This is a genomic window from Nannocystis sp., from assembly GCF_016714285.1.
Classification (GTDB): Bacteria; Myxococcota_A; Polyangia; order Nannocystales; family Nannocystaceae; genus Nannocystis.
On sequence record NZ_JADJNN010000012.1, the window covers coordinates 186,042 to 205,154 of the forward strand.

At 72.2% G+C, this 19,113-nt stretch carries 17 protein-coding genes; 16 read left to right on the plus strand and 1 reads right to left on the minus strand.

Features of this window, described 5'->3' with window-relative positions:
• The first annotated feature begins 25 nt into the window (after nt 1-25).
• The 9 genes from IPJ59_RS21695 to IPJ59_RS21735 all read left to right on the plus strand — a co-directional run bounded on the left by IPJ59_RS21695 (nt 26) and on the right by IPJ59_RS21735 (nt 10,242).
• Nucleotides 26-1,048 carry an NAD(P)H-dependent glycerol-3-phosphate dehydrogenase gene (locus tag IPJ59_RS21695; protein ID WP_293251302.1) on the plus strand — a complete coding sequence of 341 codons (1,023 nt, stop codon included), beginning with the start codon at nt 26-28 and terminating at the stop codon, nt 1,046-1,048.
• Between the two features lie 274 nt (nt 1,049-1,322).
• The gene (locus IPJ59_RS21700; RefSeq protein WP_293273142.1) at nt 1,323-2,903 is read left to right on the plus strand and encodes a serine/threonine protein kinase; all 1,581 of its coding nucleotides are present in this window, start codon (nt 1,323-1,325) and stop codon (nt 2,901-2,903) included.
• 45 nt (nt 2,904-2,948) lie between these two features.
• Nucleotides 2,949-3,662 carry a hypothetical protein gene (locus IPJ59_RS21705; RefSeq protein WP_293273143.1) on the plus strand — a complete coding sequence of 238 codons (714 nt, stop codon included), beginning with the start codon at nt 2,949-2,951 and terminating at the stop codon, nt 3,660-3,662.
• 22 nt (nt 3,663-3,684) lie between these two features.
• Entirely contained in the window at nt 3,685-4,845 is a 1,161-nt protein-coding gene (locus IPJ59_RS21710; protein WP_293251308.1) for a coproporphyrinogen-III oxidase family protein, read from the plus strand.
• A gap of 54 nt (nt 4,846-4,899) precedes the next feature.
• On the plus strand, nt 4,900-6,036 hold the full coding sequence (locus tag IPJ59_RS21715; RefSeq protein WP_293251309.1) for a hypothetical protein: 1,137 nt from the start codon (nt 4,900-4,902) through the stop codon (nt 6,034-6,036).
• A gap of 50 nt (nt 6,037-6,086) precedes the next feature.
• Nucleotides 6,087-6,638, plus strand: coding sequence for a nucleotide exchange factor GrpE (locus IPJ59_RS21720; protein ID WP_293251311.1), 552 nt, complete (start codon nt 6,087-6,089; stop codon nt 6,636-6,638).
• Between the two features lie 20 nt (nt 6,639-6,658).
• Nucleotides 6,659-8,524 (plus strand): molecular chaperone DnaK, encoded by a 1,866-nt coding sequence (dnaK, locus tag IPJ59_RS21725; protein ID WP_293273144.1) that lies wholly within the window; start codon nt 6,659-6,661, stop codon nt 8,522-8,524.
• Between the two features lie 138 nt (nt 8,525-8,662).
• The gene (locus IPJ59_RS21730) at nt 8,663-9,769 is read left to right on the plus strand and encodes a J domain-containing protein (RefSeq protein WP_293273145.1); all 1,107 of its coding nucleotides are present in this window, start codon (nt 8,663-8,665) and stop codon (nt 9,767-9,769) included.
• A gap of 92 nt (nt 9,770-9,861) precedes the next feature.
• On the plus strand, nt 9,862-10,242 hold the full coding sequence (locus tag IPJ59_RS21735) for a hypothetical protein (protein ID WP_293273146.1): 381 nt from the start codon (nt 9,862-9,864) through the stop codon (nt 10,240-10,242).
• 43 nt (nt 10,243-10,285) lie between these two features.
• On the opposite strand, the gene IPJ59_RS21740 is transcribed toward IPJ59_RS21735, so the two are convergent.
• Nucleotides 10,286-10,510 carry a hypothetical protein gene (locus IPJ59_RS21740; RefSeq protein ID WP_293251319.1) on the minus strand — a complete coding sequence of 75 codons (225 nt, stop codon included), beginning with the start codon at nt 10,508-10,510 and terminating at the stop codon, nt 10,286-10,288.
• Between the two features lie 503 nt (nt 10,511-11,013).
• On the opposite strand from IPJ59_RS21740, the gene IPJ59_RS21745 reads away from it, so the two are divergent.
• The 7 genes from IPJ59_RS21745 (at nt 11,014) to IPJ59_RS21775 (ending at nt 19,106) form a co-directional block, all read left to right on the plus strand.
• On the plus strand, nt 11,014-13,923 hold the full coding sequence (locus tag IPJ59_RS21745) for a serine/threonine protein kinase (RefSeq protein ID WP_293273147.1): 2,910 nt from the start codon (nt 11,014-11,016) through the stop codon (nt 13,921-13,923).
• 85 nt (nt 13,924-14,008) lie between these two features.
• Nucleotides 14,009-14,527 (plus strand): 6,7-dimethyl-8-ribityllumazine synthase, encoded by a 519-nt coding sequence (gene ribH, locus IPJ59_RS21750; RefSeq protein ID WP_293251323.1) that lies wholly within the window; start codon nt 14,009-14,011, stop codon nt 14,525-14,527.
• Complete coding sequence (gene nusB / locus IPJ59_RS21755; RefSeq protein WP_293251325.1) at nt 14,514-15,017, plus strand: transcription antitermination factor NusB; 504 nt, start codon at nt 14,514-14,516, stop codon at nt 15,015-15,017. Before ribH ends, nusB begins: the two co-directional genes overlap by 14 nt.
• Before the next feature lie 130 nt (nt 15,018-15,147).
• A complete protein-coding gene (locus IPJ59_RS21760) occupies nt 15,148-15,543 on the plus strand; it encodes a response regulator (RefSeq protein WP_293251327.1) in 396 nt (131 codons plus the stop codon).
• Nucleotides 15,540-17,963, plus strand: coding sequence for a chemotaxis protein CheA (locus tag IPJ59_RS21765; RefSeq protein WP_293273148.1), 2,424 nt, complete (start codon nt 15,540-15,542; stop codon nt 17,961-17,963). Before IPJ59_RS21760 ends, IPJ59_RS21765 begins: the two co-directional genes overlap by 4 nt.
• Nucleotides 17,953-18,594, plus strand: coding sequence for a chemotaxis protein CheW (locus tag IPJ59_RS21770; RefSeq protein WP_293251331.1), 642 nt, complete (start codon nt 17,953-17,955; stop codon nt 18,592-18,594). Before IPJ59_RS21765 ends, IPJ59_RS21770 begins: the two co-directional genes overlap by 11 nt.
• Nucleotides 18,591-19,106 carry a chemotaxis protein CheW gene (locus IPJ59_RS21775; protein WP_293273149.1) on the plus strand — a complete coding sequence of 172 codons (516 nt, stop codon included), beginning with the start codon at nt 18,591-18,593 and terminating at the stop codon, nt 19,104-19,106. The genes IPJ59_RS21770 and IPJ59_RS21775 overlap by 4 nt, the downstream gene beginning before the upstream one ends.
• Nucleotides 19,107-19,113 lie beyond the last annotated feature (7 nt).

Sequence of the window (19,113 nt, forward strand, 5' to 3'; positions counted from 1 at the left end):
GCGCGTCCGGTGATATAAGGCTCGCATGTCCACCACGCCCGTCGTCACCGTGCTAGGCGCTGGCAGCTGGGGCACCGCGCTGGCCCTGCACGCCGCGCGTCGCGGCCTCCGCACCCGCCTGTGGACCCGCAGCGTCGAGCACTTCGAGCTGATGCGACGCGAGCGGAGGAACGCCCGCTACCTCCCCGACTTCCCGTTCCCCGACAACCTCGAGGCGAGCGCCGACCAGGCCGCCGCGCTCGCCGACGCCGCGCTCGTGATCCTGGCGATCCCCAGCCACGCCCTGCGCACCTCGTTGCTCGCCGTGCGCGAGGTCCAGGCCGAGCTCGCCGACCCGCCGCTCTACCTGGTCGCGGCCAAGGGCGTCGAGGTCGACACGCTCGCGACGATGGCCGAGGTCGTCGCCCAGACCCTGCCTCCCGCGCACGCCCGACGCATGGCCGTGCTCGGCGGTCCGAGCTTCGCCGCCGAGGTCGCCCGCGGCCTGCCCACCGCCGTGGTCATCGCCAGCCACGAGCGCGCCGTCGCCGAGCAGATCCAGCACATGCTCGGCGGCGACGGCGTGCGGGCCTACGTCACGGAGGACGTCGTCGGTGTCGAGCTCGGGGGCGCCTTCAAGAACGTCATCGCCCTCGGCGCGGGCGTGTGCGACGGCGCCGGCCTCGGCCAGAACGCCCGCGCCGCGCTCATCACCCGCGGCCTCGCCGAGATCGGCCGCCTGTGCCACGCCCTCGGCGCCCACCCGGCCACGCTCTCCGGCCTCGCCGGCCTCGGCGACCTCGTGCTCACCTGCACCGGCGGCCTCTCACGCAACCGCCGGGTCGGCCTGGCCCTCGGCCAGGGCCAGCAGCTCGACGCGATCCTCAAGGAGATGGGCATGGTCGCCGAGGGCGTCAACAACACCCTCAGCGCCCACCGCCTGGCCCGGCGCGAGCGCGTCGAGATGCCGATCACCGCGATGATGCACGCGATCCTCTACGAGGGCATCAGCGTCCGCACCGCGGTCGACGCGCTCATGCAGCGAGATCTCAAAGCGGAGCGCGACTGACAGGACTGAGTGGGACTGCCAGTGGAGCGAGCCACAGCAGCGACGGGAGCGCGACAGGGCGCCGCGCGGAAAGCCGAAACCGCGGACGTTTCGCGGCCCGGCCCGGCGCCCGCGGCCACCGCCCAGGTCCGAGTCCGTGCACAAACACCGGTAGTCCTCCGGGTCAATGCCCACGCCATCGCAGCGAAGTCACCGCCTCACCACCCGCGGGCCGCGTCTCGCCCTCTGCCCGGGGCTTGGCGCTGGATCCCGGATCCGTTAGGCTGGTGCGACCTTGAGCAACATTGAGCCCACGCCATTCGGCGACAAATATGTGCTGGTCGAGCACATCGCGACTGGCGGTATGGCGGAGATCTATCGCGCCCAGTACTCGGGCATCGAGGGCTTCGCCAAGGAACTCGTGGTCAAGCGCCTGCGCGAGGAGTTCGCCGCCCGCCCCAGCGTCGTCCAGATGTTCCTCGACGAGGCCCGCGTCGCCGCGACGCTGACCCACCAGAACGTGGTCCACACCTACGACCTCGGCGAGCTGCAGGGCGAGTACTTCATCGCCATGGAGCTCCTCAAGGGCGAGGAGCTGGTCGCCGTGCTGCGCCGCGCCGTCAAGACCGGCCACATGTTGCCGATGCAGATCGCGATCGGCATCGTCATGCAGTCGCTCGAGGGCCTGCACTACGTCCACACCCGCGCCGACGATCGCGGCCGCCTGCTCGGCCTGTGCCACCGCGACATCAACCCCACGAACATCCACGTCGGATACGACGGCACCTGCAAGATCGTCGACTTCGGCATCGCCGCCACACGCGCCAGCCTGCAGACGGCCGGCGAGGGCCAATTCGCCGGCAAACTGGCCTACATGGCCCCGGAGCAGGTCCTCGGCCACGAGCTCGACCTCCGCGCCGACATCTTCGCCCTCGGCATCGTCCTCTACGAGATGTGCCTCGCCCGCCGCCTGTTCCGCGGCCTGCCCGAGGAGGTCGCCGAGCGCATCGTCGAGGGCGACATCCCGGCGCCCACCTTCGTCAAGGCCGAGTTCCCGCCCGCGCTCGAGGCGATCATCATGAAGTCGCTCGAGGTCGACCCCGCCGAGCGCTACCAAAATTGCGACCACATGTTCCGTGACCTGGAGAAGTACACGGAGCAGGCCGGCATCCGCTGCACGCCGCGCATGATCAGCGCCTACATGAGCGAGATGTTCGGCGAGGGCGCGCCCGCCGAGGTCAACTACGACGATCAGTACGACGACCTCGTCGACGAGGCCCTCGACTTCGACAAGTTCGACTCGCTCGAGGCCGCCAAGAACGACGACGCCCCCGAGTGGGCCCGCTCCTTCGAGTCCCAGCCGGACACATCCGGCGTCCGCAACAAGAAGTCGATGACGATCGGCAACCTCGAGGCCCTGCTCGGGCCCGAGTTCCAGCAGCTGCGCGAGCAACAGGCTTCGGCCGCGGCCACCCCCGCCGCCACCGAGTCCGACGCCGCTGGCTCCGGGCGTCGCGGCAAGAAGGCTGGCCCGCGTGAGCGGGTCGCCATGCCCCGCATCGAGGCCGAGGCCCCGCCGCGCAAGGGCCCGGCGACCCGGCCGCCCGTGCCAGGCCCGGTCGCCCCGGTCCAGAAGCAGGGCCCCGCGCAGCTCGGCCGCGTGCCGACCGCGGGCCGCCCGGTCATCCGCCCCGGCCAGTCCATGACCACCGGCGCGCTGTCCTCGCTCGACACGGGCGCGACCGCCGGCAGCTTCGGTCACGGCGTGATGGCCGAGCAGAACAAGAAGGGCGGTGCAGCCCTCACCTGGCTGCTCGTCATCTTCGGCCTCGGCGGCCTGGGATACATCGCCTACACCGTCTTCACCATGAAGTAGTTGGGTTGCAGTCAGCAGTGCGTGCGTGAACGCGAGGCTCGTCGGATGAACAGCGCTGAGGTCCAAGGAAACCACACCTGGGGGAAGTTCTCCGCCTTCCGCGTGCTCGGCGATCACGAGCCCATGCCCGGCTTTCGCCTCGTCATGCAGTTCGCCCCGCGGCCCGAGGGGTTGACTCGATTGCTCGAGCAGCGCGCCCGCCACAGCGACACCCTCGACTCCGAGCTCGCCCGCCTCACGGTGCGCGCCGGCATCGGCCTGCTGCAGTCGCACAACGTCTCCTTCGCCTACGCCAACGCCGAGGAGGTCGTCGCCCTCATCCGCCCCGACGCCGTCGCCCGCATGGGCTCGTCGCTCGCCGTCTATGAGCAGCTGCTGTCGATGTACTCGGCGCGCCTCGCTGTCCTGCTCGGCGAGGAGCTCCACGTCCACGGCCACATCTTCGAGTTCCCCGACCTCGGCATCGCCCGCCGGGCCTTCGTCGCCGCCCAGGAGTGGGCCGAGGAGGGCACGCCCCTGCGCTCCGCCAGGCGCCTCGGCTCGCAGCTGCGCGGCCAGGGCCAGGGCTTCCACGCCGGCAGCATCGACTCCGTCGAGGGTCAGATGACCACCCTGCGCGGCGCCGGCGTCGACCTCGACGCCCTCCCGCACTGGTGGTGGCGCGGCATCGCGGCGCGCTTCCGCAGCGACGGCGGCGTCGAGCTCTACGACGACGTCCCGCACGGGGCCGAGCTCGCCGCGCTCGTCTCGGACGTCTAGCCCACGCGCGCAAGGTCCCCGCGTGGCCGGCCTCTACGTCCACGTCCCGTTCTGCGCCCGCGCCTGTCCCTACTGCGACTTCGACTTCCAGGTCGGTCGCCGCCCCGACGCTGTGGCCTTCATTGCTGGCCTTGGCTGTGAGCTGGCTGCCCGCAAGGACATGTCCCCGGAGACAGGTGTCATCCCGCCCGGCGACGCCTGGCCGACCGTCTACCTCGGCGGCGGCACCCCGAGCCTGCTCGGCGTCGACGGCCTGCGCGCGCTCGCGGCCTTCATCGCGGCCAACTTCCCCGGCGCTGGCCGTGGCCCGGGCTCCGAGTACACCGTCGAGGTCAACCCGGAGCACGGCGACCCGGCCCTGTTCGCCGCGATCGCCGGCTTCGGCGGCACCCGCGTCTCGCTCGGCGTCCAGACCCTCGACCCCCACGGCCTCGCCGCCCTCGGTCGCGTCCACAGCCGCACGCGCGCCCTCGCGGCGCTCAGCGACGCCCGCAGCGCCGGCCTCGATATCAGCGCCGACCTCATCGTCGGCTGGCCCGGACAGACGCTCGCCAGCCTCCGCGCCGACGTGACCGCGATCGTCGATTCGGGCGCCCGCCACGTCTCGATCTACGGCCTCACGATCGAGGCCGGGACCCCGTGGGAGACCCTGGTCCGCCGCGGCAAGCGGCGCCTCCCCGACCCCGAGCACCAGACCGACCTCCTGCTCGCCGCGGGCGAGGCCCTGTGCGCCGCCGGCCTCGAGCACTACGAGGTCGCCAGCTACGCCGCCCCCGGCCAGCGCGCCCGCCACAACCTCGGCTACTGGACCTGGCGCGACTACCTCGGCCTCGGACCCTCGGCCCACTCTGCCGTGTACGCCGACGACGGCTCGGTCATCCGCCGCGGCAACCGCCGCGGCCTCGGCCCCTGGAGCGCCGACCCCGGGATCGCCGGCGAGCTCGATCCACAGGCCCCGCTCGCCGCCGCCGCCGAGGGCCTGTGGACCGGCCTGCGCCACCTCCCGGGCCTCGATCTCGCCGCCTTCCTGGCCCGCTTCCCCGCCGTCGATCGCGCCTGGATCGCCGCCCGCACGCTGCGGCAGGTCGCCCGCGGCAACCTCGAGCTCGGCGACGCCTGCCTGCGCGTCGCCCCCGGCCGCTGGCTCTGGCACGACTCGATCGCCGCCGATCTGCTCGCCTGAGCGCGCGACCCTGGGACTGGCGCGTCCCGCTTGATCGCGCTACCAAGGGCGACGGTGGCAGAGCTGAGTCCCCGACGACAGCGGATCTTGTTCGCGCTGTGTCGCGACTACATCGTGACCGGTCGCCCGGTCGCGTCGGCCAACCTCACCCAGCACCTCGAGTGCTCCTCGGCCACGATCCGCAACGAGCTCGCCGCGCTCGAGGAGCACGGCCTCCTGCAGCAGCCGCACCACTCCGCCGGGCGCCTGCCCACCGCCGCGGGCATGCGCCTCTACGTGCGCTCGCTCGGCGCCCTCCCGCCGCTGCGCGCCGAGGTCCGCCGCGCCGTCGACGTCTCCTTCGGCGAGGTCGTCCAGGGCCCCGAGGGCATGCGCGCCGCGGTCCGCGTGCTCAGCGAGCTGGTCGGCTGCGTCGCCGTCAGCTTCGTCGGCGAGGGCCGCCGCGGCGTGATGCGCCAGGTCGACCTCGTCCCCGTGCAAGGTCATCGCGCGCTGGTCGTCGTCGGCCTCGCCGACGGCGCCACCCACGTGCACCCGGTCAACCTCGACCCCAGCCTCGTCGGCGGGCTCGCCGGCGATAAGGGCGGCGCCTCGCTGCTGCGCGTCCAGGAGCGCCTGCGCGGCCTGTGCATCGGCAAGACCCTCGCCGAGGCCCGCGCCGATCTCACGCGCATGTGGGCCGAGCAAGAGGCCCACCTCGATCGCCTGCTCGCCGAGAGCCTGCGCCTCGGCCTGTGGCTGTGCAGCGCCGCCGCCCTCGATCCGCTGTGGGTCCAGATCGCCGGCCAGAAGCTGCTCGCCGGCCACAGCGGCACCACCCTCGCGCAGATCCTCAGCCTCTTCGACGACTATCACAGCCTCGCGGAGCTGCTGTGTCAGCTGCTCCCGGAGCAGGTCGGCTCGGCCCGCGCCGAGGTCCACGTCGCCGGCGAGGTCCCGGGCACGGCTGGCCCCGCGGGCGCAGCAGGCCCCGCGGGCGCAGCAGGGCCCGGCGGTCTGTTCATCCGCGACGAGCCGCTCGTGCTCGCGGGGCTTAGCCTGGTCGGCTGTCGCCTCCACTCGACCGACGACGACGGCCGCAAGACCACCGCCGTCGCGCTGCTGGGCCCCGATCACATGGATTACGAGGCCGTCATTCCTCTGGTAGAGTACGCCGCCCAGGCACTGGCGGCGCGTACAAGCGAGGGATAGGTCACGTCCCGCTTGCGTGTGCACGGCCGAGTCGCCACATACGGAGCCGCATGAGCCAAGCAAGCAACGACCCCGACCAAAGCCCCGACCACTCGGCCGCCGGCATGGCGCTCCTGGACGCCGAGAAGCTCGCCCTGGCCGAGCAGGAGGTCGCGAGCCTCAAGGACAAGTGGCTCCGCGCCGTCGCCGATCACGAGAACTTCAAGAAGCGCACCCGTCGCGAGATCGACGACGCCGTGTTCCGCGCCCGCCAGGACCTGCTCAGCAGCTTCTTCCCGACCGCCGACAACCTCGACCGCGCGCTCGAGCTGGCCCGCGGCAACGAGCAGCTGTTCAAGGGCATCGAGATGGTCGCCCACGAGTTTCGCGGCGCGCTCGCCCGCCACGGCATCGAGCCCGTGCCCACCGTTGGGCACCCCTTCGACCCGGCCCTGCACGAGGCCCTCTCGCAGGTCGACTCCGCCGACCACGCCCCTGGCACCGTCACCTTCGAGTTCGAACGCGGCTACCGCCAGGGCGATCGCCTCCTGCGCCCCGCCCGCGTGGTGATCGCCGGCCCCGGCTCGACTGGCTCGCCTGGCAAGGCCGGCCCCGCGGCGTGATCCATGATCGAGATCCCGCGATGACGAGCAAGCCGGGCCCGATCCTCGGCATCGACCTGGGGACCACCAACTCCTGCGTCGCCGTGATGGACGGCGGCGAGGCGCGCGTGCTCGCCAACCGCGAGGGCAGCCGCACCACCCCGAGCGTCGTCGCCTTCGTCGGCGACGACATCCTCGTCGGCGAGGCCGCCCGCCAGCGCGCCAGCAAAGATCCAGCCGCCACCGTGTTCGCCGCCAAGCGCCTCATCGGCCGCAAGTTCGCCGAGGTCGAGGCCGTGCGCCGCGGGCTGCCTTACACCGTCGTCGCCGCGGCCAACGGCGACGCCTGGGCCGAAGTCCACGGCCGTCGCCGCTCACCCAGCCAGATCTCCGCGCAGGTGCTCGCGTACTTGAAGGACGCCGCCGCCGACGCCCTCGGCGAGCCGGTCACCCGCGCCATCATCACCGTCCCCGCCTACTTCGACGACGCCCAGCGCCAGGCCACCCGCGACGCCGGCACCATCGCCGGCCTCCGCGTCGAACGCATCCTCAGCGAGCCCACCGCCGCCGCCCTCGCTTACGGCCTCCATGACCGCAAGGACAGGCCGCCCCAGATCGTCGCCGTCTACGACCTCGGCGGCGGCACCTTCGACGTCTCCCTGCTCGAGCTGCGCAGCGGCGCCTTCGAGGTCCTCGCCACCGCCGGCGACTCGCAGCTCGGCGGCGAGGACTTCGACAGCGCCGTCGTCGATCACATCGCCGACCTGTTCCAGCGCGAGCACGGCGTCGATCTGCGCAGCGATCGCGCCGCCCTCGCGCGCCTGCGTGACGCCGCCCAGCGGGCCAAGCACGAGCTCAGCTGGGCCCTCGCCACCGAGCTGAACCTGCCCTTCATCGCCGCCGTCGACGGCCAGCCGCTGCACCTCGCGCTCACGCTCACCCGCCGCGAACTCGAGCGCCTCACGCGGCCGCTGATCGATCGCAGCCTCGGCCCCTGTCGCCGCGTCCTCGCCGACGCCGGCCTGCGCCGCGACCAGGTCGAGGAGGTCCTGCTGGTCGGCGGCCAGACCCGCATGCCCGCGGTCGTAGAGGCCGTGGCCGAGTGCTTCGGCCGCCAGCCCAGCACCGCCCACAACCCCGACGAGGTCGTGGCGATCGGCGCCGCGATCCAGGGCGCCGTCCTGGCCGGCGAGCTCGCCGACCTCGTCCTGCTCGACGTCGTCCCGCTCAGCATCGGCGTCGAGACCCAGGGCGGCGTGTTCTCGGTGCTGATCCCCCGCAACACCCCGATCCCCACCCGCCGCACCGAGACCTTCAGCACCAGCGTCGACAACCAATCGATCGTGCACGTGCACGTGCTCCAGGGTCTGCGCGAGATGGCCGAGGACAACCGCAGCATCGCCCGCCTGCAGCTCACCGACATCCCGCCCGCCCCGCGCGGCGCCCCGCAGATCCAGGTCCGCTTCGAGCTCGACGCCGACGCGATCCTCCGCGTCAGCGCCCGCGAGCTGCTCAGCGGCAAGGAGGCCGCGATCGTCGCCCAGCCCGCCTCCGGCCTGACCCGCGCCGAGGTCCAGGCGCTCGCCCAGGAGGCCGAGGACGCCCGCCAGCACGACCTCTCCCGCCGCGCCATCGTCGAGACGCGCAACCGCTGCGAGACCCTCGCCTACGCCTGCGAGCGCGCCCTCGAGGGCTACGGCGAGGGCCTCCCCGCCGCCGTCCGCGAGTCGGTGCAGCGCGACGTCGCGGCCCTGCGCGGGCTGCTCGGTGACCATGCGGGCGCCCGCGGCGGCCCCGAGCTGCAAGCCGCCTTCGCCGCGCTCGAGCGATCGTCCCGCCAGATCTACGCCGCGATGCTCGGCGACGCCGAGACACCCGCCCTGCTCGCCGAGGGGTCCCGCGAATGAGCTACCAGGATCACTACGCCGTCCTCGGCGACGCCGAGACACCCGCCCTGCTCGCCGAGGGGTCCCGCGAATGAGCTACCAGGATCACCACGCCGTCCTCGGCGAAACACCCGCCCTGCTCGCCGAGGGGTCCCGCGAATGAGCTACCAGGATCACTACGCCGTCCTCGGCGTCGCCGCCAACGCATCGCAGGACGAGGTCAAGGCCGCCTACCGCCGCCTCGCCCTCGCCACGCACCCCGATCGCCACCCCGACGACCCCGACGCCGAGGCCCGCTTCCGCGCCATCTCCACCGCCTACGCCGTCCTCAGCGACCCGGCCCAGCGCGCCCGCTACGACACCCAGCGCCTCCTCCCCGAGACCCTGATCGGCGGGCAGGGCGGGCAGGGGGTCAGCCTCCAGACCGCGAAGGACCTGCTCGCCGCCGTCGTCGGCGACGTGTTCGGCCGCCAGCGCCGTGAGCGTCGCCGCGGCCGCGACATCCGCTACACCCTCACCGTCGAGCTCGCCCAGGCCGTCCTCGGCGGCGAGCACGAGATCAACTTCGAGGCCGCCGGCGCCTGCAGCACCTGCGGCGGCACCGGGGCCCGCCCCGCCGGGCGCCCGCCCATCACCTGTCCCTTGTGCCAGGGTCGCGGCGAGGTCAAGGGCGAGGGCTTTCTGCGCCGCTACAGCCCGTGCGGCCGCTGCGGCGGCGTCGGCATGATCCAGCAAGATCCCTGCGCGCCCTGCTCCGGCCGCGGCTCGCGGCGGGAGAAGCGGAGCTTCCACGTGCGCCTCCCGCCCGGCACCGAGTCGGGCGTCGAGAAGCTCGTCGAGGGCCAGGGCGAGCCCGGTCAATTCGGCGGCGCACCCGGGCACCTGCGGGTCACCATCAACGTCCGCCCGCACCCGTGGCTGCGCCGCGAGGGCCTCGACATCCTCGGCGAGCTCTACGTAAGCCTCGGCGAGGCCGCCCGCGGCGGCAAGCTCCCGGTGCCCACCCTCACCGGGGTGGCGATGGTCGAGATCCCCGCCGGCGTGACCACCGGCGCCAAGCTGCGCCTGCGTGGCAAGGGCGCCCCCGCCGAGGCCGGACGTCCCGGCGATCAGATCGTCACCGTCGTGATCGAGACCCCGCGGATCACCACCGCCACCGGCGCCCCCGCGACCCACCTCGCCAGCGCCCTCGACGCCCTCGAGCGCGCCTTCGAGGCCGATCCCCAGCTGCTCCCGCGTCGCGCCGCCCAGCGCAGCGGCGCCTGATCAGGCACCCTCAGGTGCTCTTCAGATGTCCCAAAGGACAGCCGCGTTAGCGCTGGCGCGGCGCCATGCTTTGAGGCACCTTGCTCGCACGCATGGCAACGGGTGACGCGAACAAGCAGCTGCAGGAGCTCGAGCAGCTGGCGAGCAACCTCGGCGTGCGCGTCAGCTACGACGCCATGACGGGCCTCAGCCAGGGCGGCGGCGGCCTGTGCAAGGTGCGCGGCGAGTGGCGCATCATCATGGACAAGCGGCTCAAGGCGGTGGAGCGCATGCAGGTGATCTCCGACGCCCTGCGCTCACGCTTCGACACCGAGGCCCACTTCGTCTCGCCGCAGGTCCGCAGCATGCTCGCGCCAATGGCTGGCATCCCGGTTGGCATCGGGGCTGGCATCGGGGCTGGCATCGGGGCTGGCATCCCGGCTGGCATCCCGGCTGGCATCCCGGTTGGCGTCCCGGCACCTGCGGGCACCTGACCCAAAGGTCAGGTCTCTGCCCACCGGAGGTGCCTCCGACGCCTCACACGCGCAGGAGATCGGCCAGGGTCGGATCGCCAGCGAGCAGCGCCTCGACCTCGGCCCGGATCTCGCGCCACAGCGCTGGATCAGCCCCTGCGGGCATCTGCGCCGCGACCACCGCGTCGATCAACTGCACGCGCGCCGCCTCAGCGTCGATAGCGCCCGCAGCCAGGGCCTCGCTGATCGACGCCACGGGATCCGCCGCCGCGGCCTCGACCGGGGCCACGCCGGTGAGCCCGCCGCTCGCCGCGACCTCACCGACCTCCGCGACCGAGTCGACGTCCGCAGCCGGCTGCGCTGCGCCGCTGGGTCCGACGCGCTCAAGCCGGGGGAGGGGGTCTGGTCCGCTGGGATCGTCGTGCCGGTCTCGCATGGGTACGCCTCGCAGACCTTATCATCGGCCGTCGCAGGGGGATCGTTGCAGCCCCACGATCGACCACGGCCCGGTCCGGAGCCCGCCCAATCTCACCACGCCCGGCCGGTCGTGGACAAACCCGCGCCAGGTCCCACGTGCGTCCGCAGGGGCCGCGGCGGGCCAGCGGCCAGCCCCAAAATAGCCTGAGTGCCCCGAATACCCCGCCCTCCTGGCCCGGTTTTCCGGTCGTGGCCAAAGCCTCCCCCAAAGCCTCCCCCAATGCCTCTTGAAGCGACGAGGACGTTGACTTTTGCCAGGCTTCGGGCTCACATGTTGCAGCCCTACGTCCACGCGCGTACGGGTCGGAGTTCCTGTTGAATCAGATCACCCAATTCGGCCCTTACAAGCTGATCGAGCGCATCAGCGTGGGTGGCATGGCAGAGGTGTACAAGGCCACAGAGCACGGCGTGGAGGGCTTCGAACGCACCGTCGCGGTCAAGCGGATCTTGCCCCACATCGCGGAGGATGACGAGTTCATCACGATGTTCAAGGACGAGGCCAAGATCGCCGGCCAGCTCCAGCACGGGAACATCGCCCAGATCTACAACCTCGGGCAGCAGGGCGACAGCTTCTACATCGCCCTCGAGTACGTCGCCGGCAAGGACCTGCGCAACATCTTCACCCGCTGCCAGCAGCAGGGGCGCGCCATGCCGATCGCCCAGGCCTGCTTCATCGTGATGAAGGTCGGCGAGGGCCTCGACTACGCCCACAACAAGCGCGACAAGCACGGCCGCCACCTCAACATCGTCCACCGCGACGTGAGCCCGCCGAACGTGCTCGTGTCCTACGAGGGCGAGGTCAAGCTCATCGACTTCGGCGTCGCCAAGGCCGCCGGTCGCGTCAGCCGCACCCAGGCCGGCATCCTCAAGGGCAAGTTCGGCTACATGTCCCCGGAGCAGGTCCGCGGCATGCCGCTCGACCGCCGCAGCGACGTGTTCTCGCTCGGCGTCGTCCTCTTCGAGACCCTCGTCGGTCAGCGCCTGTTCCAGGGCGACACCGACTTCGCGACCCTCGAGATGGTGCGCACCGTCGACGTGCCCGCCCCGAGCAGCAAGAACCCGGAGATCCCCAAGGACCTCGAGGCCATCATCATGAAGGCCCTCTCCGGCGAGCCGGAGACCCGCTACCAGACGGCGATGGAGCTCCACGACGACCTCCAAGCCTTCATGTTCCAGCACGGCATGTTCTACAGCCGCAAGGACCTCGCCGCGTGGATGCGCAAGCAGTACGCCCGCGAGATCGAGCTGGAGAAGGACAAGAACACCGGCAAGTCGGCGCCCCCGCGGCCCGCACCGCCGGGCGCCGCCGCTGGTCGCAAGCCCACGCTGAGCGGTGTGCCGGCCCCCAAGGCCGCGCCGCCCGCGGCCCCACCCACGCCCGCAGCCGGCGCCCCGCGCCCGCCGCCCGCGGTCAAGCCGCCGCCCGGCTCGCCCGGCCCCAAGCCGCCCGCCGTTGGTCTGCCCAAGCCCGGCGCCGGCGATGCCCTCGAGCCCACCGAAGAGCAGCTCGCCGCCGCCCGCAAGCGCAGCAAGACCATGCTCATGTCGCCGTCGAATCGGCCGACGACGCTCAAGCCCGGGGCAACCGGCGCCGTGCCGACGATCCCCGCTGGCCTCGCAGCGATGCCGAAGCCCGCCGATCCGCTCAAGCAGACGATCGTCCCCGGCGGCGCCCCGCCGCCCGCAGTCGTCGCGCCCAAGATCGCATCGGTGCCGCTGCACCCGCCGACGCAGGCGCCCCGGCCCACCGTCGCCCCGGTCGCCAAGGCTGCCCCGTCCAGCGAGGACGGCCCCGATCTCGACTGGGACGACGACGAGCTCGAGACCAAACTCTTCGACGAGCCCGGTGGCCCGGGTGCCCCCGGTGCCCCTGCCATGGCCGCCTCCGTGCCGAGCGCCGCGCGCAGCAAGGTCAAGCCCGAGGAGGCCGGTTCGATCGCGCCGCTCATCCCGAAGGTCGGGCAGATCGAGGCCGACGAGGACGATGGCCCAGCCACCGTGCAGCTGCCGCCCAACGCGGCTGCCGTCATCATCCAGCCGCTCATGGCCGCTGCAGCCGCTGCAGCTGCGGCCGCTCAGTCGATGCCCGGCGGCTCGATGCCCGGCGGCTCGATGCCCGGCGGCGCCATGCCCGGCGCCTCGATGTCCGGCGGCGCCATGCCCTCCGCCCCCGGCTTCCCGCAGCAGTCGAGCCCCGGTCTGCCTCAGCCCCCGCGCCGCGGCCAGCAGACGATGCCCACGCCGGAGCTCGCCGACGTCGAGGACACAGAGACTGGCAAGCGCAAGCCCAACTTCCTGCTCATCGGCGGGATCGCGGCGGGTGTGCTCCTGCTGATCGTCGTCATCGCCATGTTCTCCGGCGGCGGCGACAAGCCCGGCAAGGTCGCCAGCAACGACTCCGGCACGCCAGCTGCGGCCAGCGGCGGGGCTGTGCCAGGGCCGACGGTCGGCGGCCTCCAGATCGAGGTCTCGCCCGCGGACGCCAAGATCCTGGTCGACGGCGCCGAGGTCCCCGGCAGCGGCTCCTCGCGCGTGGTCAACAACCTCGCGGTCGGCAAGCACAAGCTCACCGTCAACTTCGGCGACGCCTATCTCCCCTTCGAGCAGGAGGTCGACGTCGTCGCCAGTCAGCTGGCCAACTTCCCGGTCAAGCTCAGCGTCCGCGACGTCACCGTCACGGTCACCACCGAGCCGGCAGAGGCCGCCCTCAAGCTCATCGAGGGCCAGAACCCGCCGACCGTCGTCGGCAAGGGCGGCGACAGCTTCAAGGTCCAGCGCAAACCCGGCGCGACCTACAAGCTGCTCGCCGAGCTCGCCGGCTACGATCCCAGCGAGATCCCGCTCACCTTCACCGGTGGCCCCAACGACAGCGCCAAGCTCGTGCTCATCAAGAGCAAGGCCGGCACGCCGCCGACGCCACCCGAGACCACGCCGCCGATCCCGACCCCGCCCCCCGGCGAGGTCACGCCGCCCAAGCCCAAGGATCCGAAGCCCAAGCAGCCGCCGAAGGCCAAGACCGCCGAGCTCAAGATCGGCTCGGGCCCCGGCCTCCCGCCCGCGACTGTGTGGGTCGACGGCCAGAAGCAGCCCAAGCCCACGCCAGTCACCGTGATGGTCACCGCCGGCGCCCACACGGTGAAGTGGAAGTATCCCGACGGCAAGACCACCACCAAGAAGGTCACCGCCGCGGACAAGTCGAGCCAGGTCATCAAGGGCACCCTCTAAGGTCCCCGCTTCAGGCTTGGGCTTCGGGCCCCGCTCGTCGGGCTCGCGCTTGAACAAAGCTCGGGGACAGGGTAATCCGCCCGCCATGAGCGAGCGGCCGCAGATCTTCGAGGGCACGCTGGACGCGACCGGGCTCCGCTTCGCGATCGTCGTCAGCCGCTTCAACAACTTCATCACCGACCGCCTGCTCGACGGCGCCATCGACACGCTGCTCCGCTCCGGCGCCAGCGTCGGCGACATCCTCGTCGTCAAGGTCCCCGGCGCCTTCGAGATCCCCAGCGCCGTCACCCAGGTGCTCGGCGCCCGCAGCGTCGACGCCGTCATCACGCTCGGCTGCCTGATCAAGGGCGACACGATCCACTTCGACCTCATCGCCCAGGAGGTCACGCGAGCGATCGGCCAGCTCGCGCTCGCCTTCGAGGTCCCGATCAGCTTCGGCGTCCTCACCACCGACACCCTCGAGCAGGCGATCCACCGCGCCGGCGCCAAGGCGGGCAACAAGGGCGGAGAGGCGGCCCTCGCGGCGATCGAGCAGGTGCGCCTGTTCCGGGCCCTCGCCGCCGGCGCACAGGGGCAGGGCGAGGCCAGCGATGCTACCGGTTGACGACTCGCCGGCGGCGCGTGGCCGCAGCCGGGCCGGCCGCGCCGAGGGCCGCGAGCTCGCGCTGCTCGCCCTCTGCCACCTCGAGTCCTACCGCGAGCCCGAGCGCGCCCAGGCCCTCGACATCTTCTGGACCCACGCCCCCAGCGAGGCCGGCGACGACGGCGCCGAGCTGCGCAGCTGGCTGAGGGACCCCGAGGCCACGGCCTTCGCCCGCCGTCTGCTCGCCGCGGCCCTCGAGCGCGGCCCCGAGATCGACGCCGCGATCGAGGCCACCTCCCGCAGCTGGCGGCTCGCCCGGATGGACCGCGTCGACCGCAACCTCTTACGCCTCGTCGGCGTCGAGATGCTCGCCATCGAGGACACGCCGCGCGCCGTGATCGTCGCCGAGGCTGTCCGCCTCGCCGCCCGCTATGGCAGCGATCGCAGCGCCCCCTTCGTCAACGGCGTCGCCGAGGCGCTGGCCAAGCGCCTGCGTCCGACTGGCAAGTAGCCTGTCCCTTGAGACAGCCGTGCGGGCGTTCACGCCCCCGCGGAGATCCCGCTCGTGGCGTGCTATGCCCTCCAGGCGGCCCTCCAGCGGCCGCCCCGGGCGTCCAACGACCGGCGTATACTGCCCGGCGATGTCGATCCGGGTACTTCTCGTCGAGGACTCCCCCGCCATGCGCAGCTTCGTGGGCTCCGTGCTCGAGTCGGCCGGCGAGTACCACGTCGACGAGGTCAAGGACGGCTTCGACGCCCTGCGGGTGATGCCGCGAACCGACTACGACCTCGTGATCACGGACATCAACATGCCGGACATCAACGGCCTCGAGCTCATCCGCGCCGTCCGTCAGCAGCCGCGCCACGTCCACACCCCACTCATCGTCATCACCACCAACGACCGCGCGCAAGACGTCGAGCGCGCCCTGAAGCTCGGCGCCTCCGCGGTGCTCACCAAGCCCTTCACGCCCGAGGCGCTGCTCGACACCGTCGCTCGCCTGTGCAAGACGGCCCGCGGCCCAGGAGGCGGCGGTTGAGCAGCGTCGACCAGAACGCCTCCGAGTTCATCGCCGAGGCGCAGGAGGTCATCGAGACCTTCTCGCGCACGCTGCTCGAGCTCGAGGCCCAGTCGCGCACCGGCTCCACCGACCCGGACCTCCTCAACGCCGCGTTCCGGGCGATCCACAGCCTCAAGGGCCTCGCCGGCCTGTTCGGCGCCGCCGCGATCGGCGGCCTCAGCCACACCCTCGAGAGCACCCTCGACAGCCTCCGCCTCGGCAAGCTCGGCCTCGGCCGCGTCGTGCTCGACGTCCTGTTCGAGGCGATCGAGATGTTCGGTCGCCTGCTCACCCCGCGCGACGAGACCGACGAGCCCGAGCCCGACATCGAGCCGATCCTCGCCCGCCTGCGCGCCCTCACCGAGCAGGAGGCCCCGGAGCTGCCGCAGGACAACCTCGAGTGGGTCGGCGAGGCGATCCTCAGCGTGCTCACCGAGTACGAGGAGCACCGCCTGCGGGAGAACATCCGCTCCGGCCGCGGCCTGTTCCGCGTCCACGCGAAGTTCGACATCCTCGCCATCGACGTCGGCATCGAGCAGCTCAAGGACAAGATGAAGCTCTACGGGGAGGTCATCACCTACCTCCCCAGCGCCGACGGATCGTCCGACGACGCGATCGAGCTCGACATCCTGCTCGGCTCCAAGAGCAGCCTCGCCGAGCTGTCCTCCGCCCTCGCCGTCGGCGACGTCACCGTCCACCGCCTCGCCGCCGCCGAGGCCAGCTCCGCCATCACCCCCGCGCCCGCACACAAGCCGGCGAGCCCCGCCCCGGCGAGCCCCGCCCCGGCGAGCCCCGCCCCGGGCCGGGCCGCCGCTCCCCCGCCGACCCGGACCGCCGCCGCCTCGGCGCCACCGCCCCGGCCCGCCGCCGCCCCGCCGCAGACACCCGCGCGCCGCGACCCCGAGCCCGCGCCAGCCCCCGCGCGCGCCCCCGTCGCCCGCGGCCCCGTCACGCCCGCACCGTCTCGCCGCGAGCCCGCGCCCGTGCCGCTCGGCGACGACGCCCCGGTCGAGGCCGCCAGCTCCGAGACCAGCCTGCGCAGCCTCAGCCAGACGGTCCGCGTCGACCTCCGTCGCCTCGACCTCCTGATGAACCTCGTCGGCGAGCTCGGCCTCGTCCAGAACAACCTCGCCGGCGTGCTCGAGGCCGTGCGCCAGCTCGACCACAGCGCCGACGTCTCGCGCGAGCTCTCGGTCCAGATCCGCGACATGACCCGCAAGCTCGCGCTGCTGCAGCAGTGCATCCTCGACGTCCGCATGGTCCCGATCGGCCAGGTCTTCGACAAGCTGGCCCGCGTCGTCCGCAAGCTCAGCCGCGACCTCGACAAGGAGATCCGCCTCGTCATCTCCGGCGCCGAGACCGTGCTCGACAAGCTCATCGTCGAGGAGCTCAGCGACCCGCTGATGCACATGATCCGCAACTGCATCGACCACGGCATCGAGCCCGCGGGCGAGCGGGCCCGCCTCGGCAAGCAGCCGGCCGGACGCATTGAACTCCGCGCCTTCCAGAAGGGCAACCGCGTCGTCATCGAGGTCGAGGACGACGGCGGCGGCATCGACTGGCTGCGCATCCGCGACATGGGCGTGCGCCGCGGCCTCGTCAGCGCCGAGGAGGCCGTCTCCATGACCCCCTCCGAGGCGATCAACCTGATCTTCTCCCCCGGCTTCTCGATCCGCGAGCACGCCACCGAGGTCAGCGGCCGCGGCGTCGGCATGGACATCGTCAAGACCAACATCGCCAAGCTCAGCGGCATGATCGACGTCACCACCGAGGTCGGCCGCGGCACCAAGTTCGCGATCACGCTGCCCGTCACCCTGGCGATCATCCAGGCCCTCGTCATCCAGAGCGCCGGCCACACCTTCTGCATCCCGCTCAACTCGGTGCTCGAGTCGATCATGGTCGAGGTCCGCGAGATCAGCACCATCGAGGGCCACGAGGTCATCATCCTCAACAAGCGGACCCTGCCGCTGCTCTACCTCTCGCGCCTGTTCGCCCTGCGCCCGCTGTCCCGCACCTACCGCGATCCCAACCGCGTCTACGTTGTGGTCGTTGGGCTCGCGCAGCACCGTGTCGGCCTCGTCGTCGACGAGCTGCTCGGCCAGCAAGACGTCGTCATCAAGCCGCTCGGCAGCGCCGTGCGCAACGTCCCCGGCATCGCCGGCGCCACCGAGCTCGGGGCCAACCGCACGGTCCTGCTCCTCGACGTCGGCCGCCTCGTCGACGAGGGCGTGCGCCAGGCCGACGCTGCCATCTCCATCGGTGGCTCGCTCGGTGGCTCGCTCGGCGGCTCGGGGGGCGGCAACCTCGGCGGCGCGAGCGTGGGCGGCAACTCCGGCTTCGGCGGCCTGTCCGGCGGCACCCAGTCCTCGCATCTCGGAGGTACGACGCATGTCCGTTGAGCGCGAGGACATGTGGCAGGCGCTGCTGCGCAGCGGCGAGACCCTCGCCACCGACGAGGACTACGAGCACGGCTACAAGCGCGAGGTCCCGCAGGACCTCCAGCAGTACGTCAGCTTCCGCGTCAGCGGCGAGATCTATGGCCTGCCGATCCACGAGATCGAGGAGATCAGCAAGGTCTTCGGCACCACCCACGTGCCGCGCACCGCCGATTTCCTGGTCGGCATCGGCAACGTCCGCGGCCGCATCATGCCGGTCATCGACCTCGCCCGCCGCCTGCGCCTGCGCCCGGTCGAGCGCGGTCGCACCGCCCGCGTCCTCATCGTCAACCTCAACGACGAGTCCTACGGCCTCGTCGTCGACGCCGTCATCGACGTCATCCGCATCCCCCCCGAGAAGATCGAGGAGAAGCCCGGCGGCATCACGGGCCCGCGCGCCGAGTACATCCGCGGCCTCGGCCGCCGCAAGGGCGCGGTCACCGTCGCCAAGGGCGCCGACGTCAAGGACCGCGGCGTGGTCGAGGACATCGTCATCATCCTCAACCTCACCACCCTCCTCGACCCCAAGGACTTCATCCGCACGGGTCCGGCCGTAGGTGGGCCGTCGGGCGGCGGCGAGGAGGGCAGGGGATGAGCGACCAGGAGCGTCTCGCTGGCGCCGAGGAGGACCTGAAGCTGGCCGGCTTCTACGTCGGCCAGGGCCTCTACGGCATCGAGATCATGCGCATCAAGGAGGTCATCCAGACCCGCAACCTCACCGTGCGCCCGGTGCCCTTCGCCCCCGCGATCGTCGAGGGCGTGATCCAGCTGCGCGGCGTCGTCATCCCCGTCGTCGACCTCCGCCGCCGCTTCGACAGCCCGATCGACCCCGCGATCGAGCACCTCAACAAGCTCATCATCGTCAGCGTCGCGGGCCGCATCGCCGGCCTCAAGGTCGACCGCGTGCTCGGCGAGCTGCGCGTGGCCGCCGGCGGCCTGCGCCCGGCCCCGTCCATGCTCCGGGCCGACGGCGAGCGCAGCAGCGGCAGCGACAACGTGTTCAGCGGCGTCAGCCGGATCTCCCGCGACCGCTCCGATGCCGAGATGGTGTTCGTGATCAACCTCGACGTGCTCCTCCGCGGCGGCCAGCCCGGCGGGGGGCGGTAGGCCCAGG